Source organism: Pseudomonas lalucatii (genome assembly GCF_018398425.1).
GTDB lineage: Bacteria > Pseudomonadota > Gammaproteobacteria > Pseudomonadales > Pseudomonadaceae > Aquipseudomonas > Aquipseudomonas lalucatii.
On the sequence record NZ_JADPMV010000001.1, the window covers coordinates 610680 to 635243 of the forward strand.

General features: G+C 68.1%; 22 protein-coding genes. 4 read left to right on the plus strand and 18 right to left on the minus strand.

Annotation, left to right across the window (positions count from 1 at the left end):
- Positions 1–11: 11 nt before the first annotated feature.
- Complete coding sequence (locus I0D00_RS02700) at positions 12–914, minus strand: LysR family transcriptional regulator (RefSeq protein WP_213638222.1); 903 nt, start codon at positions 912–914, stop codon at positions 12–14.
- A gap of 123 nt (positions 915–1037) precedes the next feature.
- Between I0D00_RS02700 and I0D00_RS02705 the strand changes: the two genes are divergently transcribed.
- On the plus strand, positions 1038–1796 hold the full coding sequence (locus tag I0D00_RS02705; protein WP_213638223.1) for an SDR family NAD(P)-dependent oxidoreductase: 759 nt from the start codon (positions 1038–1040) through the stop codon (positions 1794–1796).
- A 66-nt stretch (positions 1797–1862) separates the two neighbouring features.
- Here the strand turns inward: I0D00_RS02705 and I0D00_RS02710 are convergent, their stop codons facing one another.
- Entirely contained in the window at positions 1863–2486 is a 624-nt protein-coding gene (locus I0D00_RS02710; RefSeq protein WP_213638224.1) for an alpha/beta fold hydrolase, read from the minus strand.
- Between the two features lie 66 nt (positions 2487–2552).
- Here I0D00_RS02710 and I0D00_RS02715 point away from each other — a divergent pair, with 66 nt between their 5' ends.
- On the plus strand, positions 2553–3302 hold the full coding sequence (locus tag I0D00_RS02715; RefSeq protein WP_213638225.1) for a TIGR01458 family HAD-type hydrolase: 750 nt from the start codon (positions 2553–2555) through the stop codon (positions 3300–3302).
- Positions 3303–3343: 41 nt separating this feature from the next.
- On the opposite strand, the gene I0D00_RS02720 is transcribed toward I0D00_RS02715, so the two are convergent.
- The 3 genes from I0D00_RS02720 to zwf are packed head-to-tail and all read right to left on the minus strand — an operon-like array spanning position 3344 to position 6204.
- Positions 3344–4015, minus strand: a complete 672-nt coding sequence (locus I0D00_RS02720) for a bifunctional 4-hydroxy-2-oxoglutarate aldolase/2-dehydro-3-deoxy-phosphogluconate aldolase (protein WP_213638226.1) — start codon at positions 4013–4015, stop codon at positions 3344–3346.
- A gap of 19 nt (positions 4016–4034) precedes the next feature.
- Entirely contained in the window at positions 4035–4748 is a 714-nt protein-coding gene (gene pgl, locus I0D00_RS02725) for a 6-phosphogluconolactonase (protein WP_213638227.1), read from the minus strand.
- Complete coding sequence (gene zwf, locus I0D00_RS02730; RefSeq protein WP_213638228.1) at positions 4735–6204, minus strand: glucose-6-phosphate dehydrogenase; 1470 nt, start codon at positions 6202–6204, stop codon at positions 4735–4737. The genes pgl and zwf overlap by 14 nt, the downstream gene beginning before the upstream one ends.
- Before the next feature lie 181 nt (positions 6205–6385).
- On the opposite strand from zwf, the gene I0D00_RS02735 reads away from it, so the two are divergent.
- A complete protein-coding gene (locus tag I0D00_RS02735; protein ID WP_213640200.1) occupies positions 6386–7246 on the plus strand; it encodes a MurR/RpiR family transcriptional regulator in 861 nt (286 codons plus the stop codon).
- 54 nt (positions 7247–7300) lie between these two features.
- On the opposite strand, the gene gpmI is transcribed toward I0D00_RS02735, so the two are convergent.
- The 12 genes from gpmI to I0D00_RS02795 form a co-directional block, all read right to left on the minus strand.
- The gene (gene gpmI / locus I0D00_RS02740; protein ID WP_213638229.1) at positions 7301–8821 is read right to left on the minus strand and encodes a 2,3-bisphosphoglycerate-independent phosphoglycerate mutase; all 1521 of its coding nucleotides are present in this window, start codon (positions 8819–8821) and stop codon (positions 7301–7303) included.
- Positions 8822–8832: 11 nt separating this feature from the next.
- A complete protein-coding gene (locus I0D00_RS02745; RefSeq protein WP_213638230.1) occupies positions 8833–10458 on the minus strand; it encodes an NADP-dependent glyceraldehyde-3-phosphate dehydrogenase in 1626 nt (541 codons plus the stop codon).
- Positions 10459–10550: 92 nt separating this feature from the next.
- Positions 10551–11858 (minus strand): phosphopyruvate hydratase, encoded by a 1308-nt coding sequence (gene eno, locus I0D00_RS02750; protein WP_213638231.1) that lies wholly within the window; start codon positions 11856–11858, stop codon positions 10551–10553.
- Positions 11859–12041: 183 nt separating this feature from the next.
- The gene (gene pyk / locus I0D00_RS02755) at positions 12042–13490 is read right to left on the minus strand and encodes a pyruvate kinase (protein WP_213638232.1); all 1449 of its coding nucleotides are present in this window, start codon (positions 13488–13490) and stop codon (positions 12042–12044) included.
- 388 nt (positions 13491–13878) lie between these two features.
- Positions 13879–14790 carry a D-hexose-6-phosphate mutarotase gene (locus I0D00_RS02760; RefSeq protein WP_213638233.1) on the minus strand — a complete coding sequence of 304 codons (912 nt, stop codon included), beginning with the start codon at positions 14788–14790 and terminating at the stop codon, positions 13879–13881.
- 21 nt (positions 14791–14811) lie between these two features.
- Positions 14812–15987 (minus strand): carbohydrate porin, encoded by a 1176-nt coding sequence (locus I0D00_RS02765; RefSeq protein ID WP_476748431.1) that lies wholly within the window; start codon positions 15985–15987, stop codon positions 14812–14814.
- Positions 15988–16365: 378 nt separating this feature from the next.
- Positions 16366–17523, minus strand: a complete 1158-nt coding sequence (locus tag I0D00_RS02770; RefSeq protein ID WP_213638235.1) for an ABC transporter ATP-binding protein — start codon at positions 17521–17523, stop codon at positions 16366–16368.
- 10 nt (positions 17524–17533) lie between these two features.
- Entirely contained in the window at positions 17534–18367 is an 834-nt protein-coding gene (locus I0D00_RS02775) for a carbohydrate ABC transporter permease (RefSeq protein ID WP_213638236.1), read from the minus strand.
- Positions 18360–19268: a carbohydrate ABC transporter permease gene (locus tag I0D00_RS02780; protein ID WP_213638237.1), complete on the minus strand. Its 909-nt coding sequence runs from the start codon at positions 19266–19268 to the stop codon at positions 18360–18362. Before I0D00_RS02780 ends, I0D00_RS02775 begins: the two co-directional genes overlap by 8 nt.
- Positions 19269–19395: 127 nt before the next feature.
- The gene (locus I0D00_RS02785) at positions 19396–20649 is read right to left on the minus strand and encodes an ABC transporter substrate-binding protein (RefSeq protein ID WP_213638238.1); all 1254 of its coding nucleotides are present in this window, start codon (positions 20647–20649) and stop codon (positions 19396–19398) included.
- A 288-nt stretch (positions 20650–20937) separates the two neighbouring features.
- The gene (locus tag I0D00_RS02790) at positions 20938–21555 is read right to left on the minus strand and encodes a nitroreductase family protein (RefSeq protein ID WP_213638239.1); all 618 of its coding nucleotides are present in this window, start codon (positions 21553–21555) and stop codon (positions 20938–20940) included.
- A gap of 65 nt (positions 21556–21620) precedes the next feature.
- Entirely contained in the window at positions 21621–22532 is a 912-nt protein-coding gene (locus I0D00_RS02795; RefSeq protein WP_213638240.1) for an EamA family transporter, read from the minus strand.
- 78 nt (positions 22533–22610) lie between these two features.
- On the opposite strand from I0D00_RS02795, the gene I0D00_RS02800 reads away from it, so the two are divergent.
- Positions 22611–23123: a MarR family winged helix-turn-helix transcriptional regulator gene (locus I0D00_RS02800; RefSeq protein ID WP_213638241.1), complete on the plus strand. Its 513-nt coding sequence runs from the start codon at positions 22611–22613 to the stop codon at positions 23121–23123.
- 9 nt (positions 23124–23132) lie between these two features.
- Here I0D00_RS02800 and I0D00_RS02805 read toward each other — a convergent pair whose 3' ends face one another.
- Positions 23133–24560 carry an ATP-binding protein gene (locus tag I0D00_RS02805; RefSeq protein ID WP_213640201.1) on the minus strand — a complete coding sequence of 476 codons (1428 nt, stop codon included), beginning with the start codon at positions 24558–24560 and terminating at the stop codon, positions 23133–23135.
- Between the last annotated feature and the right edge of the window lie 4 nt (positions 24561–24564).

The window sequence follows — 24564 nt, forward strand, 5'->3', positions numbered from 1 at the left end:
ACGGTGGCCCATCAGACCCGGGCTTCTGCCTCGATCAGGCCCTCCAGCCACTGCATGAACACCCTCACTCGCTGCGGCAGGTAACGCCGGTCGGCATAGAGCAGCGACACCGCCATCGGCGGGGCCAGGTAGTCCGGCAGCACGGCACACAGGCGACCGCTCGCCAGGTAGTCGCGCACCCCGGCCAGCGGCGCCTGAATCAGTCCCAGACCGCCGAGACAGGCCGCCTCGTAGGCGTCGGTGTTGTTCACCGTCACGTTGCCCGTCATCGGCACCTGGCGCAGCCTGCCGTTGGCGACATAGTCGAAGCCGGTCGAGCGGGCACCGAGCACCGGCACGTAGTGGATCAACCGATGCGCGGCGAGATCCTCGAGGGTCGCGGGCGTGCCATATGCCTGCAGATAGGCCGGGCTGGCGCAGTTGACCATGCTGAAGCCACTGAGCCGGCGCGCGACCAGCGAGGTGTCCGGCAGCTCGCCGACCCGCAACACGCAGTCGAAGCCCTCGCCCACCAGGTCGACCTGGCGGTCGCTGCTGCTGATCTCCAGTTCGACCTGCGGATGGCGGGCGACGAACTCGGCCAGCCGCGGCAGGACGATCTTGCGGGCCACCGAACTGGGCATGTCGACCCGCAGGCGGCCAGCCAGCGCCGTGCCGTCCTGGCGGAACAGGCCCTCCAGCTCATCCATGTGCGCCAGCATGTCCTTGCTGCGCTCGTACAACACCAGGCCGTCCTGGGTGGCGTGCACTCTGCGCGTGGTGCGGTGCAGCAGCCGCGCACCGAGCAGCGCCTCCAGCGCTCGCACCTGCTCCGAAACCGTCGAGCGCGGCAGACCGAGGCTCTCCCCGGCCTGGGTGAAGCTGGCCAGCTCCGTCACCCGGACGAAGGTGCGCAACAACTCCAGCTTGTTCATGACTGCCTCCGGTATTGTTCGTAGTAGCCGATCAGTATTTCCGATATAGCCATATTTATCGGGATACAAGCGAACAATAAGCTGGCCCTCGACCCTTCCATCCAAGCAACGAGGAGTACGGCCATGACCCGTAAAATCGCACTCATCACCGGCGCCAGCCGCGGTCTCGGCAAGAACACCGCCCTGCACCTGGCCGCCCAGGGCATCGACATCATCGGCACCTACCACAGCCAGGCCGGCGAAGCGCAGGCGCTGATCGGCGAAGTCGAACGGCTGGGCGGTCGCGCTGCCATGCTGCAACTCGACGTCAGCGCCAGCAGCCGCTTCGATGCCTTCGCCACGCAAGTCGCCGAGGCGCTGGCCAGCACCTTCGGCCGCGAACGTTTCGACTTCCTGATCAACAACGCCGGCATCGGCATCTACGCAAGCTGCGCCGAAACCACCGAGGCGCAGTTCGACCAGCTGGTGAACATCCAGTTGAAAGGACCCTTCTTCCTCACCCAGAAACTGCTGCCGCTGATCGCCGAGCAAGGCCGCATCCTCAACATCTCCACCGGCCTGGCGCGCTTCACCCTGCCGGGCTACGCCGCCTATGCGGCGATGAAGGGCGGTATCGAGGTGTGGACCCGCTACCTGGCCAAGGAACTCGGCCCGCGCGGCATCACGGTCAACGTGCTCGCCCCCGGCGCCATCGAGACCGACTTCGGCGGTGGCGTGGTGCGCGACAACAACGAGGTCAACCAGTACATCGCCGCCAACACCGCACTGGGCCGGGTTGGTCTGCCGGACGACATCGGCGGGGCGATCGCCGTGCTGCTGGCCGACGGCGGACGCTGGATCAACGGCCAGCGCATCGAGGCGTCCGGCGGCATGTTCCTCTGAACCCGGGGATTAACTGCAGCGCCCGCTGCAGTTCGCCGACCAGGGCGGCGGGCTGCTTCAGCATCATCAGGTGCCCGGCTCCCGGATCAGCGCCTGGCTGGCAGCGGCCCGACGCGCCCACTGCGGCACGTCCCAACCGCCGCGCGAATGCTCACCGGCGAGCAAGTGCACCGGCAGGCGGACGAACAGCTCGCGCAGCCTGTCCCGATACGCCGCCGGGGCGGTTTCGGCCACCACCGCCTGCGCCATCGCCTGCACCGTCGAGGCAGGCTGCTGGGCCAGCCAGCACTCGGCCAGCCGCAGGGTCTCCGGCGTCGGGACGACCCCCGCCCCGGCCAGCCAACCGGCCGGGTCTCGGCGATAGCCTGCAAGCAGCGCCGCCACCTCCGCCGGCGCCATGGCCGCCACCCTGGCCGACCAGAAGGCATCCTTCAGGCTGAAATTGCCCTCCACGCTGACCAGGCTGCGCACTCGCGCGCCGTATCGACACGCGAACAGCGCCGCCACCACGCCACCGACCGAATGCCCGACCAAATGGTAGAAGCAGGCATCTGGAATCCTTTCGCTGATGTTCGAACGACGGCCGGGATCACCCCGCGCCCTGGGCGCCGCAGAGCGAAACGCAGCGCTTGCAGCATGCGCGCCCATGACGAGGCGGCGATTGTCGCCGATCAGCGTAACGCAGGGCACGTCAAGCTGTGCTATCGCTGTTAAGAGGTGCAGTGCAGAGCGCGCTTCGGCGCGAGGAGGCAGGCGATGCCACAGGCGGTGCTGCTGGATATCAGCGGGGTGCTCTATCAGGACACCTCCCCCCTGCCCGGCTCGGTCGACGCGGTAGCCCGACTGCAGAGCAAGGGTTATCCGTTGCGCCTGGTGACCAACACCTCGCGCCTGACCACCGCCGAGATCCACCGCCAGCTCAGTGGCATGGGCTACCTCATCGCCCCCGAGCAGATCTACAGCGCCCCCCGGGCCATGCGCCATTACCTCGAGAGCCACCGCCTGCGCCCCTACTGCCTGATCCATCGCAACCTGGAGGAAGAGTTCGCCGACCTGCTCGAGGAGCCGGCACCCAATGCGGTGGTGATCGGCGATGCCGCCGAGCGCTTCGACTACCTGCACCTGGAGCGCGCCTTTCACCTGCTGCTCGCCGGCGCACCGCTGCTGGCCATGGGCGTCAACCGCTACTTCAAGCTCGAGGGCGCCCTGCGCCTGGACGCCGGCCCCTTCGTCCGCGCCCTGGAGTACGCCGCCGGGGTGCAGGCCAAGGTGCTCGGCAAGCCGTCGCCGGCGTTCTTCCAGGGGGCCCTGGACGAACTGGGCGTCAGCGCCGAGCAGGCGCTGATGATCGGCGACGATATCGAGAGCGATGTGCTGGGGGCGCAACGTGCCGGCCTGCACGGCTGCCTGGTGCAGACCGGCAAGTACCGCGCCGGCGACGAGGCCCAGGCCCCCGGCGCCCTGCTGGCCAGGGACCTGGCCGAGGCAGTGCGCCGTTACTGCTGAGCCCGCGCCTTACTCAATCCGGCGCCAGGTCCAGCCTCTGCTCAGTCGAGCAGTTGCAGGGCCTCGGCACTGGCCTGGCGGATACGCCCCCAGTCGCCGTTCTTCACCCACTGGCTGTCGAACATCCAGGTGCCGCCGACGCACATGACGTTGGGCAGCGCCATGTAGCGCTGCAGATTCTCCGGGTTGACGCCGCCGGTCGGGCAGAAACGCACCCCGCCGAACGGCCCACCCAGGGCCTTGAGCGCCGCGGTACCGCCGCACACCTCGGCCGGGAACAGCTTGAAGCGCCGGTAGCCGAGGCCGTAGCCGAGCATGATGTCCGAGGCGCTGCTGGTGCCCGGCAGCATGGGTACCGCGCTCTCCAGGCCGGCCTGCAGCAGTTCGGCGGTGGAGCCCGGGGTGACGATGAACTGGGCGCCGGCCTCCTCTGCCGCGGCGAGCATCTGCCGGTCGAGGACGGTGCCGGCACCGACGCACAGCCCCGGGCGCTCCGCACGCAGGCGGCGGATGGCGGTCAGGCCGTGCGGCGAGCGCAGGGTGATCTCCAGCACCGTCAGGCCGCCTTCGGCCAGGGCATCGGCCAGGGGCAGGATGTCCTCCTCGCGGGCGATGGTGATCACCGGCATGATCCGCGCGCGGGCGCAAATGCTGTCGATCTCGGCGATCTTTACGGCCATGCGGCTGTGCAGCTGCGTGTCATTGGTCTTCATATCGGCTGGTCCTTCGGCCCTAGGGGCACCAGTAAATCTCAAGGGGGGAATGCAGGAAGGCGCGAATCGGCATGCTGCTCGCGGCGTCATGGCTCAGGGCCGCGCTCAGGGTGGCCAGCTTGGCCGGCCCCTGGATCGCCAGCAGCGACAGGCGCGCCGCGGCCAGCAGCGGCAGGGTCAGGCTCAGGCGCTGGCGCGGCTCGCTCGGCGCCTGCATCGGCAGGCAGCGGCGCGGGCAGTCCGGCTGCAGGGCCAGGGCCAGGTTCGGGCTGTCCGGGAACAGCGAGGCGGTATGGCCGTCGTCGCCCATGCCCAGCACCAGCACGTCGATCGGCGGCAGCTCGGCCAACGCCTGGTCGGCCTTGAGCGCCGCCTGTTCGAGGCTGCCGGCGACCTGGTACAAGCCGATGAAGCGCGCCGCGGCGGCCGGCCCGCGGAGCAGATGACGGCGTACCAGGGCCTCGTTGCTGGTGGCGTGGTTGACCGGCACCCAGCGCTCGTCCGCCAGGCTGACCAGCACCTGCGGCCAGGGCAGTACCTGCCGGGCCAGGCACTCGAAGAAGGCAATGGGGCTGCGTCCGCCGGAGACCACCAGGGTCGCCGTGCCCCGGCTGTCGATGGCCGTGCGCAAGGCGGCCGCCACGTCACGGGCCAGGGTCTCGGCTAGCAACTGCGGATCGGCCAGGCTATGGGCGACAACCCCGATCGGCAGGTCCAGTTCAGAGATCGCCATACCAGGACCTCCCGTCACGGGTGATCAGGGCCACCGAGCCCATAGGGCCCCAGGTTCCGGCCGGATAGGGCTTGGGCGCATCGCCGAGCTGCTGCCAGCCGGCGATCAGCTGGTCGCACCACTGCCAGGCGTGCTCGATCTCGTCCTTGCGCACGAACAGGTTCTGGTTGCCGCGCATCACTTCCAGCAGCAGGCGCTCGTAGGCGTCGGGGATGCGCGCGCTGCGGTAGGTGTCGGAGAAGTTCAGCTGCAGCGGGCCGCTGCGCAGGTGCATGCCCTTGTCCAGGCCCTGGTCCTTGGTCATCACCTGCAGGGCGATGCCCTCGTCCGGCTGCAGGCGGATGATCAGCTTGTTGCCGATCAGCTGGCGCTGCTCCGGGGCGAAGATGTAGTGCGGCGGCTCCTTGAAGTGGATGACGATCTGCGACAGCTTCTGCGGCATGCGCTTGCCGGTACGCAGGTAGAAGGGCACGCCGGCCCAGCGCCAGTTGCGGATATCGGCGCGCAGGGCGACGAAGGTCTCGGTGTCGCTCTGGGTGTTGGAGTTCTCCTCCTCCAGGTAGCCGGGCACCGCCTTGCCGTCGCTGCTGCCGGCCACGTACTGGCCGCGCACCACCTGGCGCCCCAACTGCTCGGCGGCGATCGGCGCCAGGGCCTTGAGCACCTTGACCTTCTCGTCGCGGATGCTGTTGGCCGACAGGTCGCTGGGCGGGTCCATGGCGATCAGGCAGAGCAGCTGCAGCAGGTGGTTCTGGATCATGTCGCGCAGCTGCCCGGCCTGGTCGAAGTAGCCCCAGCGCCCCTCGATGCCGACCTTCTCGGCCACGGTGATCTCCACGTGGGAGATGAAGTTCTGGTTCCACTGGGTCTCGAACAGGCTGTTGGCGAAACGCAGGGCGATCAGGTTCTGCACCGTCTCCTTGCCCAGGTAGTGGTCGATCCGGTAGACCCGCGACTCGGGGAAGAACTGCGCCACCGCATCGTTCACCGCCCGCGAGGACTCCAGGTCGTGGCCGATCGGCTTCTCCAGCACCACCCGGGTGCGCTCGGCCAGGCCGACCCGTGCCAGGTTGGCGCAGATGCCACCGTACACCGACGCCGGGGTGGCGAAGTAGGCGATCAGCGGCTGCGCGGCGCCGACCTGCTCGGCCAGCGCACCGTAGTCGTCGGCGGCGAGGAAATCCATGCTCAGATAGCTCAGGCGCGCCTGGAAGCGCTGCAGCACCGCCTCGTCGACCTCGGCGGCCGGCACGTGGCGGCGCAGGTGCTGCTCGATCGCGCTCAGGTGCTGCTGGGTCTCGCCGCCCTCCCGGGCCAGGGCCAGAATGCGGGTGTCGGGGTGCAGCAGGCCGGCACGGTCGAGCTGATAGAGGGCCGGGAACAGCTTGCGCAGGGCCAGGTCGCCCAGCGCGCCGAACAGGCCAAGGGTGCAGGAATCAACGGTTATGGATGGCATAATGTTTGTTCTTCTATCAAGATGCACTAGAAATACCCGGTAGAGCGGTTTTTTACAAGCGAAAATGTAGTAATAAAAACAACATTATCACCATGACCACATTCCTGTGGTCGCAATCCGGATCGATCAGTACGATAGTCCGGCACTTTCATCGCCCGCCTGAGGAACAAAAATGGATCGCGTGCGAAATCTCCTGGAGCAGATCCAGGGCCGCCTCGACAGCCTGAACAAGGCCGAACGCAAGGTGGCCGAGGTGATCCTGCACAACCCGCAGCAGGCCACCCGCTTCAGCATCGCCGCCCTGGCGCAAGCCGCCCAGGTCAGCGAACCGACGGTCAACCGCTTCTGCCGCTCGTTCGACGTCAACGGCTACCCGGAACTGAAGATGCAGCTGGCGCAGAGCCTGGCCAGCGGCGCCGCCTACGTCAGCCGCGCCGTGGAGGCCGACGACGGCCCCGAGGCCTACACGCGGAAGATCTTCGGCAGCGCCATCACCTCCCTGGATGCCGCCTGCCAGGCGCTCGACCCGCAGATGGTCAGCCGCGCCGTCGACCTGCTGATCCAGGCCCGGCAGATCCACTTCTTCGGCCTCGGCGCCTCGGCCCCGGTGGCCCTGGACGCGCAGCACAAGTTCTTCCGCTTCAACCTGGCGGTATCGGCCCATGCCGACGTACTGATGCAGCGCATGCTGGCCTCGGTGGCCCATACCGGCGACCTGTTCGTGATCATTTCCTACACCGGGCGCACCCGCGAACTGGTGGAGGTGGCGCGCCTGGCGCGGGAGAACGGCGCCTCGGTGCTCGGCCTCACGGCCGCCGGCTCGCCCCTGGCCAAGGCCAGCACCCTGAGCCTGGACATCCCCCTGCCGGAGGACACCGACATCTACATGCCGATGACCTCGCGGATCATCCAGTTGACCGTGCTCGACGTACTGGCCACCGGCATGACCCTGCGCCGCGGCGTGGACTTCCAGCCGCACCTGCGCAAGATCAAGGAAAGCCTCACCGCCAGCCGCTACCCGGCGGACGAAGAGCCCAGCTGAGCCGCATCCCGAGCGCCGTCGCCACTCGAGCGGCGATGCCCGGGAAAGGCCTCATCAGCGCAGCAGCGACACCCCGGACATCTCGGCGGGCCGCACCAGCCCCATCAGCTGCAGCAGGGTCGGCGCGATATCGCACAGCCGCCCGTCCGCCAGCTCGAACTGCCCCGCCCTGCCGCCGACCAGGATCAGCGGCACCGGGTTGAGGGTATGGGCGGTGTGCGCCTGCCCCGAGTCGGCATCGCACATCTGCTCGACGTTGCCGTGATCGGCGGTGATCAGGCATTCGCCGCCCGCCGCCAGGGTCGCCTCGACCACCCGGGCCAGACACCGATCCAGCGCCTCGACCGCCTCCACCGCCGCGGCGAAGGAGCCGGTGTGGCCGACCATATCGCCGTTGGCATAGTTGCAGACGATCAGGTCGTAGGCCCGGCTGCCGATCGCCTCGACCAGTCGCCCGGTCAGCTCCGGCGCACTCATCTGCGGCTGCAGGTCGTAGGACGCCACGTCGGGCGAGGCCACCAGGATGCGCTGCTCGCCGGCGAAGGGCTGCTCGCGCCCACCATTGAAGAAGAAGGTGACGTGGGCATATTTCTCCGTCTCGGCGATGCGCAGCTGGGTCTTGCCCAGCCCCGCCAGGTACTCGCCCAGGCTGTTGCTCAGGCGCTCCGGCGGGAAGGCGCAGGGCCCGTCCAGCCGGTCCGAGTAGCGGGTCAGGGTCAGCAGGCGCTGCTTGGCCAGTGCCCGCGGGCGGGCGAAGCCGGCGAACGCCGGGTCGACCAGGGCCTGGCACAGCTGCCGCGCGCGATCCGGGCGGAAATTCATGAACACCAGGGCATCCTCGTCCGCCACCCGCACCGGCTCGCCGATCGCCGTGGCCTTGACGAACTCGTCCGACTCGCCGCGAGCATAGGCGGCGGCCAACCCCAGCTCGGCACTGGCCGCCTGGTGCTCGGCGCGCCCCTCGACGATCAGGCCGTGGGCCGCCTCGATGCGCTCCCAGCGATTGTCGCGATCCATCGCGTAGTAGCGCCCGACCAGCGAGGCGATGCGCCCCCTGCCCAGGCTCGCCAGCTCGGCCTCCAGCGCGGCGATGTCGGCCTGGGCGCTCCTCGGCGGCGTGTCGCGACCGTCGAGGAAGGCATGCACGTAGAAGCGCTCGATGCCGCGCGCGGCCAGCACCCGGCAGGCGGCCATGATCTGCTCGCTGTGGCTGTGCACGCCGCCCGGCGACAGCAGGCCGAGCAGGTGCACGGCGCCGCCGCGACGCCTGGCCCCGTCGAGCAGCTCGGTCAGCGCCGGGTTGCCGGCGAACTCGCCATCGGCGATGGCCTGGTTGATCCGCGTGAAGTTCTGGTACACCACACGCCCGGCGCCGAGGTTCATGTGGCCGACCTCGGAGTTGCCCATCTGCCCCTCGGGCAGGCCGACGGCCAGCCCCGAGGTGGCGATGCGGCTGTGCGGATACCGCTCGAACAAACCATCCAGGGTCGGCGTGTGCGCCGCCGCCAGGGCATTGGCCTCGGTCTCCCGGCGCAGGCCGATGCCGTCGAGAATGATCAGGGTACGGGTCGTCATGCCGGTCGCCCTCAGAAGATGTAATCGGTGGTCAGGAAGCTGGATTCGCGGTTGCGGATGATCTCGCTGATCAGCGCCTTGTTGCTGTCCTGGAACTTGGTCGCCACCAGGGTGCGGATGGAGAACACGCGCAGGGCGTCGTGCACCGACAGGGTGCCCTCCGCCGAGTTCTTGCGGCCGTTGAAGGGGTAGCTGTCCGGACCGCGCTGGCACTGGGCATTGATGTTGATGCGGCCGACCTGGTTGGCGAAGGCGTCGACCAGCCGACCCACCTGGGCCGAGCTGGTGCCGAAGATGCTCAGCTGCTGGCCGAAGTCGGACTCCAGTACGTAGTCGATCACCGTCTGCAGGTCGCGGTAGGGCACCACCGGCACCAGCGGACCGAACTGCTCCTCCTGGTACACGCGCATGTCCGCCGCCACCGGATAGAGCACGGCCGGGTAGAAGAACGAGCCGCGGCTCTCGCCACCGCCGGGGTTGACCACCCGCGCGCCCTTGGCCACGGCATCGGCCACCAGGCCGGCGAGATAATCGGTCTTGCCCTCCTCGGGCAGCGGCGTCAGGGCCACGTCGGGCTCCCAGGGCATGCCCGGCTTGAGCGCGGCGAGCTTGCTGGCGAACTTGTCGAGGAAGCTGTCGACCACATCCTCGTGGACGAAGAGGATCTTCAGGGCGGTGCAGCGCTGGCCGTTGAACGACAGGGCGCCGGTGAGCGCCTCGCTCACCGCGTTGTCCAGGTCGACCTCGGGCAGGACGATGCCCGGGTTCTTCGCGTCCAGGCCCAGGGCCGCGCGCAGGCGGTGCGGCCGCGGGTGCAGCTTCTTCAGCGCACTGGCGCCCTTGTGCGTGCCGATGAAGGCGAACACGTCGATCTTGCCGCTGGCCATCAGCGCGCTGACCGCCTCGCGACCACCGCTGTAGATGACGTTGATCACCCCGGCCGGGAAGCTGTCGCGGAATGCCTCGAGCAGCGGACGGATCAGCAGCACGCCGAACTTGGCCGGCTTGAACACCACGGTGTTGCCCATGATCAGTGCCGGGATCAGGGTGGTGAAGGTCTCGTTCAGCGGGTAGTTGTACGGCCCCATGCACAGGGTCACACCCAGCGGCATCCGGCGGATCTGGCCGAGGGTGTCCTGCTCCAGCTCGAAGCGGCTGGAGCGGCGGTCCAGCTCCTTCAGGGCGCCGATGGTGTCGACGATGTAGTCGCAGGTGCGGTCGAACTCCTTCTGCGAATCCTTGAGGTTCTTGCCGATCTCCCACATCAGCAGCTTGACCACCTGCTCGCGCTGCTCGCGCATACGCACCAGGAAGGCCTCGACATGGGCGATGCGCTCGGCCACGCGCAGGGTCGGCCAGGCGCCCTGGCCATTGTCGTAGGCGCGCACCGCCGCATCCAGGGCCTGCAGCGCCGCCTCGGCGTCGAGCTCCGGCGTGCTGCCGAGCATCACCTGCCGGTCGCCCTGCTCGGTCGCCAGGAACACCGGGCTGCGCACCGGCGCCAGGGGCCCCTCCCAGCGGCGCAGCTGGCCATCGACCAGGTAGTCGCGCTGCTCGATCGGCTCGCCGAGGCGATAGGCCTCGGGAATTTCGGCCAGGGTGGGGAACAGCGCGCTGAGACGGCTTGCGGTGGTCATGGCATTACCTCATCTGATTGCGAGTGGGCGGAGGCCAGCGTTGACTGGCGCCCCGCGCCCGGTGCGAACAACAGCTCCGACGGAAACCGGCACTAGCCGCCCCGGCGCCGCGCCAACAAGGCCTCGGCACTGTAGGGCGCGCGCCCCTGCAGCGCCTGCTCAATGCGCAGCAGCTGGTTGTACTTGCCGACCCGGTCGGAACGGCACAGCGAGCCGGTCTTGATCTGTCCGGCGCAGGTGGCGACCGCCAGGTCGGCGATGGTGGTGTCCTCGGTCTCGCCGGAGCGATGGGAAATCACCGCCGTGTAGCCGGCCTCCTGCGCCATGCGGATGGCGTCGAGGGTCTCGCTGAGGCTGCCGATCTGGTTGAACTTGATCAGGATCGAGTTGCCGATGCCGCGCTCGATGCCCTGGGCGAGGATCCTGGTGTTGGTGACGAACAGATCGTCGCCGACCAGCTGCACGCGCCGCCCCAGCTTCTCGGTCAGGAGGGCCCAGCCGGCCCAGTCGCTCTCGTCCATGCCGTCCTCGATCGAGGCGATCGGATAGCGCTCGCACAGGCCGGCCAGGTAGTCGGCGAAGCCCGCGGAGTCGAAGCTCGCGCCCTCCCCGGCCAGCACGTAGCGACCGTCGCGATAGAACTCCGAGGCCGCGCAGTCCAGCGCCAGAGTGACGTCCCGGCCGAGCACATAGCCGGCACGCTCGACCGCCTGCTGGATCACCACCAGGGCCTCCTCGTTGCTGCTCAGCGAGGGGGCGAAGCCGCCCTCGTCGCCCACCGCGGTGCTCAGGCCGCGCTCGTTGAGCACCCGCTTGAGCGTGTGGAAGATTTCCGCACCGATGCGCAGCGCCTCGCCGAACGAGCCGGCGCCGACCGGCTGGATCATGAACTCCTGGATATCCACGTTGTTGTCGGCATGCTCGCCGCCGTTGATGATGTTCATCATCGGCACCGGCAGGCTGAAGCGGCCGGGGGCGCCATACAGGGCGGCCAGGTGCTCGTACAGCGGCAGGTTCTGCGCCGCCGCGGCAGCCTTGGCGCAGGCCAGGGACACGGCGAGAATGGCGTTGGCGCCCAGCTCGGCCTTGCTCTCGGTGCCGTCCAGGGCAATCATCGCCGCGTCCAGACTGCGCTGGTCCCGCGCATCCAGGCCGAGCACGCAGTCACGGATGGCACCGTTGACGTTGGCCACCGCCCGCAGCACGCCCTTGCCCTGGTAACGTGTCGCGCCATCGCGCAACTCCAGGGCCTCGCGGGTGCCGGTGGAGGCGCCGGACGGCACGCTGGCGACGCCGACCGCGCCACCGCCGAGGGTCACCACCGCCTCGACGGTCGGATTGCCGCGCGAGTCGAGGATTTCCCGGGCCGCGACCTGCTGGATAAGGGTCTCGCTATTCATCGTGTTCGCCACCGTTGGCAGAGTTCGAAGTCGGTGCGGCGCCAGGCGCCGCGCTAAGCAGTTCACGCTGTTCGGCATAGGCCTCGCGAAAATCGAAGTCCCGCGGCCAGCCATGCTCGCCGTCGGCGCCGCCGCGCGGCGACGGATCTTGCTTGCTCGTGCTCTTCACAGACACCCCCTGGATCAGCAAATTGCGTCGCCCACGCGGACCACCCGCAGGCAGTTGGTGCCGCCCTGGGCATTGGCGTAATCACCGCGCGAGATCAGCAGGTGATCACCCGCCTCCACCACGCCACGGCGCACCAGCTCGTCGACGGCACGGGCATTGACCTCGTCCACCGGAAAGCTGTCGCAATCGAACGGAATGGTCTGCACGCCGCGGAACAGGGTCACGCGGTTCTGCGTGCGCGGGTTGCGCGAGAAGGCGTAGATCGGCAGGTGCGAGCGAATCCGCGACATCAGCCGCGGCGTGTCGCCGCTCTCGGTCATGCAGATGATCGCCTTGACCCCGTGCAGGTGGTTGGCCGCGTACATGGCGGCCATGGCGATCGACTCGTCGATCTTGTGGAACACCTCGTCCATACGGTGCTTGGAGCGATGGGTCTGCGGGTGCTTCTCCGCTCCGACTATGACCCGACGCATGGCCTCGACCGTTTCGATCGGGTAGGCGCCGGCGGCGGTCTCGGCCGAGAGCATCACCGCGTCGGTGCCGTCGAGTACCGCGTTGGCCACGTCGAACACCTCGGCGCGGGTCGGCATCGACTGGGTGATCATCGACTCCATCATCTGCGTGGCGGTGATCACGATGCGATTCAGGGTCCGGGCACGCTCGATGATCAGCTTCTGCACCGCCACCAGCTCGGCGTCGCCGATCTCCACGCCCAGGTCGCCGCGCGCCACCATCACGCCCTCGGAGGCCTCGATGATGGCATCCAGCACGCGCGGATCACCGACCGTCTCGGCGCGCTCGATCTTGGCGATCAGGCCGGCCTCGCCGCCGGCCTCGCGCAACAGGCGGCGGGCCTGCTGCATATCGGCGGCATCGCGCGGGAAGGACACCGCCAGGTAGTCGACCTGCATGGCGGCGGCAGTGTGGATGTCGGCGCAATCCTTCTCGGTCAGGGCCGAGGCCGAGAGACCGCCGCCCTTGCGGTTGATGCCCTTGTTGTTGGACAGCGGGCCGCCGACCAGCACCTCGCAGAACAGCTTGCCGCCCTCGACCCGCAGCACCTTGAGTTCGATCCGTCCGTCGTCCAACAGCAGGATGTCGTCCGGGCGGCTGTCGCTGATCAGCGCCTCGTAATCGATGCCGACGGCGTTCTCGTCGCCGGCATGCTTGTCCAGCCCGGCATCGAGCACGAAGACCTGGCCCTTGCGCAGCTGCACCTTGCCCGCGGCGAAACGGGCTATGCGGATCTTCGGCCCCTGCAGGTCGGCCAGCACGGCGACGAAGCGACCGTGCTTGCGCGCCATCTCGCGCACCAGATCGGCGCGAGCGACGTGCTCCTCGGCGCTGCCATGGGAGAAGTTCAGGCGCACCACATCGACCCCGGCCAGCACCAGGCCCTCGATGGCCTCGGGCGACTGCGTGGCCGGCCCCAGGGTGGCGACAATTTTCGTTCTTCGCTGCATAGCTGAGCGTCCTCAAAGACGTGCGTGACGGACTGGACCAGCGAGGGCCGAGCGAAGCCGACAGGGACCGGCGCGTGTTGCACCGAGGTCCGCCGCCGTGAACCCAATCGCCCAATCACATGGTTGCTTTAACAAACTACGCTATTGATACTCGGATCAAATGCATTTATCAAGACAAAATGTTGTAATAAAACAACATAAAGACAATGGACCGCCGAGCAGAACCCGAGGCGCGCGACTGGGCGCCGACGAAGAGCCGGAGCGCCGGGCTCGACCACAGCGCGGCGCAGCCGCCAGGCGATCGAGCAAGTCGCTACGGGAAGGATGTGACTGCCGGCGCCGGCGCACAGGGCGCACGCGCAGCCGAGCCGGAACGGTCGCCGGGGCATCAGCCCCGCCGCGCATGCAGGCGCAACACCCCTTGCTCGCCGGCCTGCAGGCTCAGGCTATCGGGGCCGCAGCTGGCCGCCTCGACACAGAGGAAACCCAGCGCCTCGTTCCAGCCGACATCGGTCAGCGGCCGACTGCCGGGATGCCAGACCACAGTGTTGGCGCCACCAGCGGTATCCAGCAGCAGACGCCGCTGCCACTCCAGATCCAGCAGCTGCAGCTCACCGGCGCGCCGGAAGATCCGGTGGCAGCCGCCCTCGATACGCAGCCCGCCCTGCTGCAGGCAGTCGCCACGACTGAGCAGGTCGTAGCCCGGGGCGCCTTCCAGGCCGAGCAGCGCCACCCGCGCCACATCGCCGACCCGCCAATAGGCATGCAGAGCGTGACTCAGCCGGCAGGGCTCACTGTCGGCGTGCCGGGTCACCAGGCGCAACGCCATCCGCTCGCCCAGCTCGGCCTCCAGGGTCACCTGCCAGTCGCACAGCTCCAGCCGCCAGCGCAGGCTCACGCCCTGCCCGTGCACCTCGCCGGACACCAGCTGCCAATCGCTCAGACGCGCCCAGCCATGGGACGGCCAGCCGCTCTCGGTGGGATGCCGGCCGAACCAGGGCCAACAGATCGGCACGCCGCCGCGAATGGGGCCATGGGGCTGCCAGCGACTGGCACACCACAGCCAGGGCCTGTCGCCGCTGGGCTGGAAATGCAGCAACTGCGCACCCTGGCGACTGAACACCGCACGGCAACGAGGGTGCTCGACCAACAGCAACTCACGCCCCTGGTGCGTCACCCAGCGCAGCGCCGGCCCTCCGGCAGACGGAAACAACTCAGCCAGGGGATGCCCCGCGGCACCCCCTGGCTGAGTCGCCGATACGCCCTGCGGCGTACCGGGTAGCGGCCTATGCGACGACATCGACGCTCAGCCCCATAGCCCTCACCACCAGTACTCGACCTGGGCGCCGAAGTTGGAGCCATGCCGGGCGCTACCGAACGCGCCGCTGTCGGACAGCGCCGAGCCGGCGGCCATCTGACTGGCGGCATCCTGCGCCGCCTGGTTCCAGCTGGCGTAGGTGTAGTACAGGCGCAGCTCCGGACGCGCCCAGAAACCGGGACCGGACGGTGACCAGGTCGGCGCCACGGTGAATTTGGTCAGCTTGCGCGTACCGCCACTGGCATCGACCTGGTCATGACCAAGCTCGCCGACCAACTTGAACTGCTCGGTGAAGGCGTAACTGGTACGCCCACCGACCGACAGCCAGTTCTCGTCGTCCTGATTGGCCCGCTCGTCCTTCTGGTAGACCACCAGGAACTGCCCACCCAGGCGCGCAGTGGCCTGCCAGTCGAAGAACTCCACCAGGCGATAGCGCTTGGCACTGTCATCCAGCATCACGTCGCCGGTGGAGCCCAGGGCCGTGCCCGGGCCCGGGCCGTACTGCAGGGCGAAGGTATTCTTGCCGCCGAGACCGAGGAAGTCCTGCTGCTTGTGCTGGGCGGTGATCGACCAACCGCTGTGGGCGCCCTCGATATGCCGCGGCTTGTCGATGAAGCTCAGACCGAACTCCAGTTCGCCCCCCGGATTGCTGGCGAAACCGGCGACGTTGAAGTCGTGGCGGTTGATGTACTCCTTCTGGAACACGCTGTCCTTGCGCGAGAAGGCATAGCTGTACTTCAGGCCGCCCAACTCGTAGTCCTCGATACCGGCGCCGGTGGCGCTCTGGTTCCAGTAGAAGAAGTCGGAAATATGGATGTCGTTGCGCTTGTAGAAACGTCGCCCGGCCCACAGCGAGCCACCACCCAGCGCCGGCACCTTGCTCCACTCGGCGTACAGCTGATTCATCCGCGAGAAGCCGTGGTCGCCGGTGAACTCCGGGGTATGACCGTATTCGTTGAACAGTTGCGCCATGGCTTCGACGCTGACCACCGAGCCGTCGTCCAGGCTCAGCAGGTCCTGGCGCAGGTCCAGTTCGGCGTACTGCTCGCACTCGTTGCCGAGGCGGAACTTCGACTGCGCCCCCGGCAACTGGAAGCACGACTTGCGATCGCCGTCGGAGCTGCCGGCGCCACTGCGCAGGTAGCCGGTGAACTCCAGGGCATGCGCCGCCCCGGGCATCGCCAGATAGCCCAGGGTAATCGCCAGGCCGACACTCTTTACTGCTCTCATATCCACTCCAGTCTTGTTGTTATTGTATTTACTACTTAGCGCAGTCAGCTCAGCCCCCAGGCAACGCCAGGGGAGCCGCAGGCGCCGAACCATGCGCGCCGCGAGCCATGAGCCGAACCACCTCGATCGCCGGCCCGCTTACGCAGACCGCGCAGAAGCCCATAAAATGTTGTTAACATAACAAGGCGCGCTATTGATACACGTAACAGGCTCCGTGATCAAGGCAATAACTTGTTATAAAACAACATTTATAGAGGAGTTCTACGCCTCGCCGCGGCCGCTCCGGGAGCACCGCATCGGCAGATCCCGGGCCGCGATCCCATGCACTCAATGGACCTTGAGCCGAGCCACCTTGGCCGCCTGCTCGGCGGCGCGGGCCTTGCCCGGCAGCAGGCGCTCGCCGCTCGCGGCGTCGAACAGCAGCACCCTGTCCGGGTCGAACTGCAGCTCCAGGGTCGCGCCGACCGGGGGCGCCTGATCCGGCGCCAGGCGACAGCACACCTTGGTCTGGTTGAGGCTGACGAACACCAGGGTGTCCGGGCCGGTCGGCTCGGTGACCTCGACCTCGGCGCGCAGGGTCGGCTGCGGCGAATCGCCGGCCTGGGCCAGCTGGATCAGCTCAGGACGGATGCCGAGAATCACCTCGCGCTGCTCCAGGCCCTCCTCCATCGCCCCCAGGGGCAGCTCGCAGCGCGCCTGGCCGCTGTCGAGCAGGGCCCAGACCTGGCCATCGCGGCGCTGCAGGCGCAGGGGAATGAAGTTCATCGGCGGCGAACCGATGAAGCTCGCCACGAACAGGTTGGCCGGGTCGCTGTAGATCTGCTGCGGGGTGCCGAACTGCTGGATGATGCCGTCCTTCATCACCGCCACCTTGTCGCCCAGGGTCATGGCCTCGATCTGGTCGTGGGTGACGTAGACCGTGGTGGTCTTCAGGCGCTGGTGCATCAGCTTGATCTCGGTGCGCATCTCCACCCGCAACTTGGCGTCGAGGTTGGACAGCGGCTCGTCGAACAGGTAGATCTTCGGCCGCCGCGCCAGGGCCCGGCCCATGGCCACGCGCTGCTGCTGGCCACCGGAGAGCTGGCCAGGCTTGCGGCCCAGCAGGTGTTCGATCTGCAGCAGCTTGGCCACCCGCTCGACCTCCTGCTCGATCGCCGCCGGGTCCATCTTGCGGATCTTCAGGCCGAAGGCGATGTTGTCGCGCACCGTCATGGTCGGGTACAGCGCGTAGGACTGGAACACCATGGCGATGTCGCGGTCCTTGGGGCTCTTGCCGCTGATGTCGTCGCCGTCCACCAGGATCGCCCCGCCGCTGACGTCCTCCAGGCCGGCGATGCAGTTCATCAGGGTCGACTTGCCGCAGCCGGAGGGGCCGACCAGGATCAGGAACTCGCCCGAATCGATGGACAGTTCGATGTTCTTCAGGGTGTCCGCCAGGCCGCTGCCGTAGGACTTGTTGACGTTGCGCAGTTCGAGGGTTGCCATTTCGTTTCTCCTAACCTTTAACCGCGCCGGCGGTGAGCCCACGCAGGAAATACTTGCCGGCCAGCACGTAGACCACCAGGGTGGGCAGGCCGGCGATCATCGCCGCGGCCATGTCGACGTTGTATTCCTTGACCCCGGTGCTGGTGTTGACCAGGTTGTTCAGCGCCACGGTGATGGGCTGGGTGTCGCCGCTGGCGAACACCACGCCGAACAGGAAGTCGTTCCAGATCTGGGTGAACTGCCAGATCAGGCAGACCATGATGATCGGCACCGACATCGGCAGCAGGATCTTGCCGAAGATGGTGAAGAAGCCCGCGCCGTCCAGGCGCGCCGCGCGCACCAGGGCATCGGGGATGCTCACGTAGTAGTTGCGGAAGAACAGCGTGGTGAAGGCCAGGCCGTAGACCACGTGGATCAGCACCAGACCGCCGGTGGTGTTGGCCAGGCCGAGCTGGCCGAGGGTGAAGGAGGCCGGCAGCAGCACCACCTGGAACGGCAGGAAGCAGCCGAACAGCAGCAGGCCGAAGAACAGCTGCGAGCCGCGGAAGCGCCACATCGCCAGGACGTAGCCGTTGAGGGCACCGAGCAGGGTCGAGATCAGTACCGCCGGCACGGTGATCTTCACCGAGTTCCAGAAGAAGCCGCCGACACTGTCCCAGGCCTTCAGCCAGCCGATGGCGGTGAACAGCTCGGGCCAGGACAGCAGGTTGCCGGTGCGGATGTCGTCCGGGGTCTTGAAGCTGGTGAGCAGCATGATCAGCAGCGGGATCAGGTAGACCGCGCAGGCCACCAGCAGGGTCGCGTAGATCGCCACGCGGCCCGGGGTCAGAGCACGCTTAGTCATGGCGCTTGTTCCTCAGTTCGGAGTACAGGTACGGCACCAGGATCGCCAGCACCGCGCCGAGCATCAGGATCGCGCTGGCGGCGCCGAGGCCCATCTGGCCGCGGGTGAAGGTGTGGGCGTACATGAACATCGCCGGCAGGTCGGAGGAGTAGCCCGGGCCGCCGGCGGTCATCGAGGCGACCAGATCGAAACTCTTGATTGCGATGTGGGCGAGGATCATCAGGGCGCTGAAGAACACCGGCCCCAGGCTCGGCAGGACGATGCGCAGGTAGATGGCCGGCAGGCTGGCGCCGTCCACCTGGGCGGCGCGGATGATCGACTGGTCGACGCCGCGCAGGCCGGCGAGGAACAGCGCCATGACGAAGCCGGAGGCCTGCCACACGGCGGCCATCACCAGGCAGTACACCACGTACTGCGGGTCCACCAGCCAGTCGAAACGAACGCCTTCCCAGCCCCAGTCGCGCAGCAGCTTGTCCAGGCCCAGGCCGGGATTGAGCAGCCACTTCCAGGCGGTGCCGGTGACGATCATCGACAGCGCCATGGGGTAGAGGAAGATGGTGCGGATGAACCCTTCGCGGCGGATGCGCTGATCCAGCAGCACCGCCAGCAGCACGCCCAGCACTAGGCTGATGGTGATGAACAGGCCGCCGAAAACCATCAGGTTCTTGCTCGCCACCCACCAGCGGTCGTTGTCCAGCAGGCGCTGGTACTGCTCCAGGCCGACCCACTTGTAGCTGGGCATGAAGCGCGAGTTGGTGAACGACAGCAGCAGGGTCCACAGGATGTAGCCGTAGAAGCCGACCGTAATGATCAGCATGCTCGGCGACAGCACCAGCTTCGGCAGCCAGCGCTGCACTGCGTCCTGCCTTGATGCCTTGGTAAAGACTGCGATTGAGCTCATAACACAGGTCCATCACGTCGAGGGGAACGAATTCGGGGCGCACCTATCCACGGCGCGGTTTGCACCGCACCGGGATAGCCGGGTCACCTGAAGAGAGCCGCCGGGCTGGCCGGCGGCCAGGATTGGCCTACTGCACAGCCTTGATCGCGGCGGCCAGTTGCTGCGCGGCGCGCTGCGGATCGCCTTGCGGGTCGTTGAAGAAGTTGGTCACCACGTCGAACACCGCGCCCTGCACGTAGCTGGAAGCGGCCATGCCGTGGGCCAGGCTCGGCTGCAGGCCGCCGTTGCCGGCCGCCTCCTTGAAGTCGGCCATGGAGGCCTGGGCGCAGGCGTCGAAGCCGCTCATGTCCTGGTCCAGGCGCACCGGGATCGAGCCCTTGTTGAGGTTGAAGAACTCCTGGAACTGCGGCGACATGACGGTCTCGGCCAGATCGGCCTGCGCCTTGCGGTTGTCGGCGTCGCCGAGCTTGAACATGGCCAGCGAATCGATGTTGTAGGCGAAGCTGCCCTGGGTGCCAGGGAACGGCAGGCACTGATAGTCCTTGCCCGCCACCTTGCCGGCGGCGCTCCACTCGCTCTTGGCCCAGTCGCCCATCACCTGCATGCCGGCCTTGCCGTTGATCACCAGGCCGGTGGCGGCGTTCCAGTCGCGGCCGGCGGCGTTGGCGTCGATGTAGCCGCGTAGCCGCTTCAGGGCGGCGAAGGCCTCGACCATCTTCGGCCCGGTGAGGGTCGCCTCGTCCTGCTCGACGAAGGCCTTGTGGAAGCCCTCGGCGCCCAGGACGCTGAACACCAGGTCCTCGAACACGGTGCTGTCCTGCCAGGGCTGGCCGCCGTGGGCCAGGGGAATGAAGCCGGCGGCCTTGAGCTTCTCAGCGGCGGCGAAGAACTCCTCGAGGGTGGTCGGCGGCGTGGCACCGGCCTGGGCGAAGACTTCGGGGTTGATCCACAGCCAGTTGACCCGGTGCACGTTGACCGGCACGGCCACGTAATCGCCCTCGTACTTCATCACGTTGGCCACCTGCGCCGGCAGCAGCCGATCCCAGCCCTGCCGCTCGGCGACGCCGTTGAGCTCGGTCAGCAGGCCCAGCTCGCCCCACTCCTGGATGTCCGGCCCCTTGATCTGCGCGGCGGCCGGCGGGTTGCCGGAGACGGCGCGGGTCTTCAGCACGGTCATGGCCGCCTCGCCACCGCCGCCGGCGACGGCGAAGTCCTTCCAGCTGTGGCCTTTTTCCTCGACCAGTTTCTGCAGGGTATCGGCAGCGCGCTTCTCGCCGCCGGAGGTCCACCAGTGCAGCACTTCGACTTCACCGGCATGGGCCGCCAGCGGCAGCAGGTAGGCGAGGGAAACGGCAGTTGTCAGGCGGGAGAACGCATTCATGAACGGTACCTTCTTGTTGTTATCCACGGGATTGATGTGATCCACGGGCAAGTCTGGTGCTTGCGCTGCAGTGGATTCTATCCAGGGGCCTGGCTCTCGAGGGTAACGAAGGGATGCGCAAAGGTCACAGGCTCGTTACAAAGGCGCGCCCCTGCAACACTCCGGCCATTCGAGTGCCTGGCTGCACAGGCAGGAAGGCCCGGGCGACCTGCTCGGATCGTTCCGGGCCAACCGGAGCGCCGGGGGCGGCGCGCGCCTGTTTGGACGCATCGGCGCCCAGACAGGGGCTCAGGCGAACGCCATGACCTCGGGCAACGGTTTGCGCGGCTTCTGCGGCCAGTTGCCCCGGGCCGGGTAGCCGGCGGTGACCAGGATCACCGGAAGCTCATTGGCCGCCAGGTCGAACTCGCGCGCCACCGCCGCGGCATCGAAGCCGCTCATGGGCCCGGTTGCCAGACCCATGCCCTCGGCGGCCAACATCAGGGTCATGGCCGCCAGGGAGGCCGAACGCAACGCCTCGTCACGCTGCAGCTGCGGGTTGCCCCGGTGCGAGCCGGTGGCCGCGGCGACCCAGCCCTCGACCAGCGCCTGATCCAGGATGCCGGCCGCGACCGAGGGCTGCAGCGCCCGCGCGAGCCCCTCATGGGCCTCCAGGGTGCCGCAGACGATGTAGGTGACCGGGGCATCGAGCACCTGCTGCTGGCCGTAGGCCGCCCCGTGCAGGCGCGCCTTGGCCTCGGCGCTGCGCACGGCGATGAACTTCCAGTTCTGCAGGTTGTAGGCCGATGGTGCGCGGGCGGCCAGGCGCACCAGCTCGCTGACCTGTTCGTCCGACAGGTCGCGACTGGTGTCGTAGCGACCGGTCGATACGCGGGACTCGATGATCTGCTTGATGAAGTCGGACATGGGATTCTCCTCTGACGATGAATGATGAAGACCGCAGCGCGTGCCACGCTCGGCCAGGTTGCCGATCAGCGCTGCAGTTGTGCGGCCGGCGCCGCGGGCGGTAGCGGAGCCGGCGCCGCTGAAGCCCACTGCACCGCCAGGATGCTGCCGAGCACCGCCAGCAGGCCCAGCAGCGACAGGCCGGTCAGGCTCTGGCCGAGCAGCGCCCAGCCGAGGACCACCGCGGTCAGGGGGCTGAGCAGGCCCAGCGAGGACACCGCGACCGGCGTCAGCCGGGCGATGCCGCGAAACCACAGGGCATAGGCCAGCAGCGCGCCGAACAACGACAGGTAGGCATAGGCCAGACACTGGCTGAGGCTCAAGCTCGGCAACGGCGGGTCGAGACGCCAGGCCACCGGCGCCAGCAGCAGCCCGCCGAGCAGCAACTGCCAGCCGGTGAAGGCCAGCAGCGGCACCTGCGGGCGCCAGCGCCGCGCCAGGTAGGTCCCGGCCGCCATGCAGGCGGTGCCGACGAAGGCCGCGGCAATGCCGAGCGAATCCCACACGGCCCCCGGCGCCAGTAGCAGCGCGGCCATGCCGGCCACCCCCAGCGCGCCAGCGCCCAGGGCCAGGTTGGCCGGCCGGCGACTGTCCAGCCCCCACACCAGGCCCATCACCAGCAGCGGCTGCAAAGCACCGACTACGGCCGCCAGGCCGCCGGGCAGGCGGTAGGCGGCGACGAACAGCAGGGCCTGGAAGAAGCCGATGTTCAGCGCCGCGAGCACGGCCAGGCGAAACCAGGCCGCACGGCCGGGCCAGTGCCGGCTGTACAGCACCAGCAACAAGCCGGCAGGCAGGCAGCGCAGCAGCGCGGCGGTGAAGGGCCGGTCCGGCGGCAACAACTCGGTGGTGACGATATAGGTCGAGCCCCAGATGGCCGGTGCCAGGGCGGTGATCAGCACATCGACCCAGGGCAGGGGTGCTTGCTTGCTGCTCATGCAATTACCTTCAATTCAAGATAAAATCAGAGCCTCGCACAGAATAATCTTGATATCAAGATAGATAAGGGGTATCCGATGAGCACAGATCGACGAGCGGATGCGGTAGACGCCATCCTCGCGCAATGGCGCCGCGAGCGCCCGGACCTGCAACTCGGCCCCATGGGCAGCATCGGCCGGCTCAAGCGCTGCGCCACCCTGCTCGGCCGGCGCCTGGACGAAACCTTCGCCACCTTCGGCCTGAGCGCCTGGGAGTTCGACGTGCTGGCGACCCTGCGCCGCTCCGGTGCGCCCTACTGCCTGGCGCCGACCGAGCTGTTCGCCACCCTGATGGTCACCTCCGGCACCATGACCCACCGCCTGAAGAGCCTGGAGGCCAGCGGCTGGGTGCAGCGCGAGGCCAACCCGGCGGACGCGCGCAGCCTGCTGGTGCGCCTGACCGACGACGGCAAGGCGCTGATCGACCGCGCGGTGACGGCCCACGTGGACAACGAGCAGCGGATCATGGCGCCGCTGGACGCCGCCGAACTGGCAGCACTGGACGCCGGCCTGAGGCGCCTGCTGGCGATGCTGGAGGCGGCGGACGGCTGATGCGCGCCCTCACTCGGCCTGGCGCGGCAGCATCAGGGTCACCCGCAGGCCGCCTTCGCGCAGGTTCTGCAGGCTCAGCTCGCCGCCGTGGCTGTGGGCGATGTTGCGCGCGATGCCCAGGCCCAGGCCGTAGCCCTGCTGCTGGCCGGCCAGGCGGAAATGCGGCTCGAACACCTGCTCCAGGCGCTGTTCGGGCACCCCCGGCCCCTCGTCGTCGACGTGCAGGACGAAGGCCTTGCCGTCGTCCTCGATCCGCAGGTGGGCGCGCTCGCCGTACTTCAGGGCGTTGTCCACCAGGTTGCCGATGCAGCGCTTGAGCGCCAGCGGCTTTCCCGGGTAACTGGCCAGGGCCTGGCCCTCGAGGGTCACCCGGCCGTTGCCGGCCGGCGCCAGGTAGGGCTCGATCACGCAGTTGAGCAGATGGTTGAGGTCGACCGGCTCGATGTTCTCGTGGATGTCGGTGTCCTTGACGCACTGCAGCGCGCCCTTGACCAGCATCTCCAGCTCGTCCAGGTCGCGGCCGAACTTGGCCTGCAACGCCTCGTCGTCGAGCAATTCGACGCGCAGGCGCAGGCGGGTGATGGGCGTGCGCAGGTCGTGGGAGATCGCGCTGAACAGCTGGCTGCGCTCGCGCAGGTAGCGGCCGATGCGTTCGCGCATGTTGTTGAAGGCGCGGCTGACCTCCACCACCTCGCTGCCGCCAGCCTCGGCCAGCGGCTCCACCTCGCTGCCCAGGGACATCTCCCGCGCCGCCACCGCCAGGCGCTTGAGCGGCCGGCTCTGCCAGTGCACCAGCAGGCCGATGAACAGCAGCAGGAAGCTGCTGGTGAGGATGATGAACCACAGCTGCTGGGCCGGCAGCCCCTGTTGCTCCAGGCTGACATAGGGTTCGGGCATCAGCGAGGCGAGGTACAGCCATTCGTTCGGCGCGATCCGGATCTGCGTCACCAGCACCGGCGGATTCAGCGGCTCCAGGCTCAGGGCGTAGTGCGCCCAGGAACGGGGCAGCTGGTCGAGCTTCAGGGCGCTGTTGAAGATCAGCAGGTCATCCGGGCTGACGAACTGCACGGAAAGGTCCAGGTCCTTGCCCAGGCGCTCGCGCAGCGTCGCATCCACGGCATCGAGCACCGCGCGCTTGCGCGGGGTCTGCGGCAGCACCTGCATGTCCAGCGGCTTGTCGTTGAGCGAGACGAAGAACCGCGTGCCGCCCATGTTGCGCAACTGGTCGAGCACCAGCGGCCGGTAGCCCAGGGGCAGGGAGCGGAAGTAGCCGACGCTGGCGGCCATCGACTGGGCCAGGCTGCGCGCGCTGGTGAGCAGCCCCTCCATCTGGCTGGCGCGCAACTGCGAGACCCAGATGAAACTCGACAGGGCCTGGGCCAGCAGCACCACCAGCAGGGTCAGCAGCAGCATGCGCGCCAGCAGCGAGCGCGGCACCGGC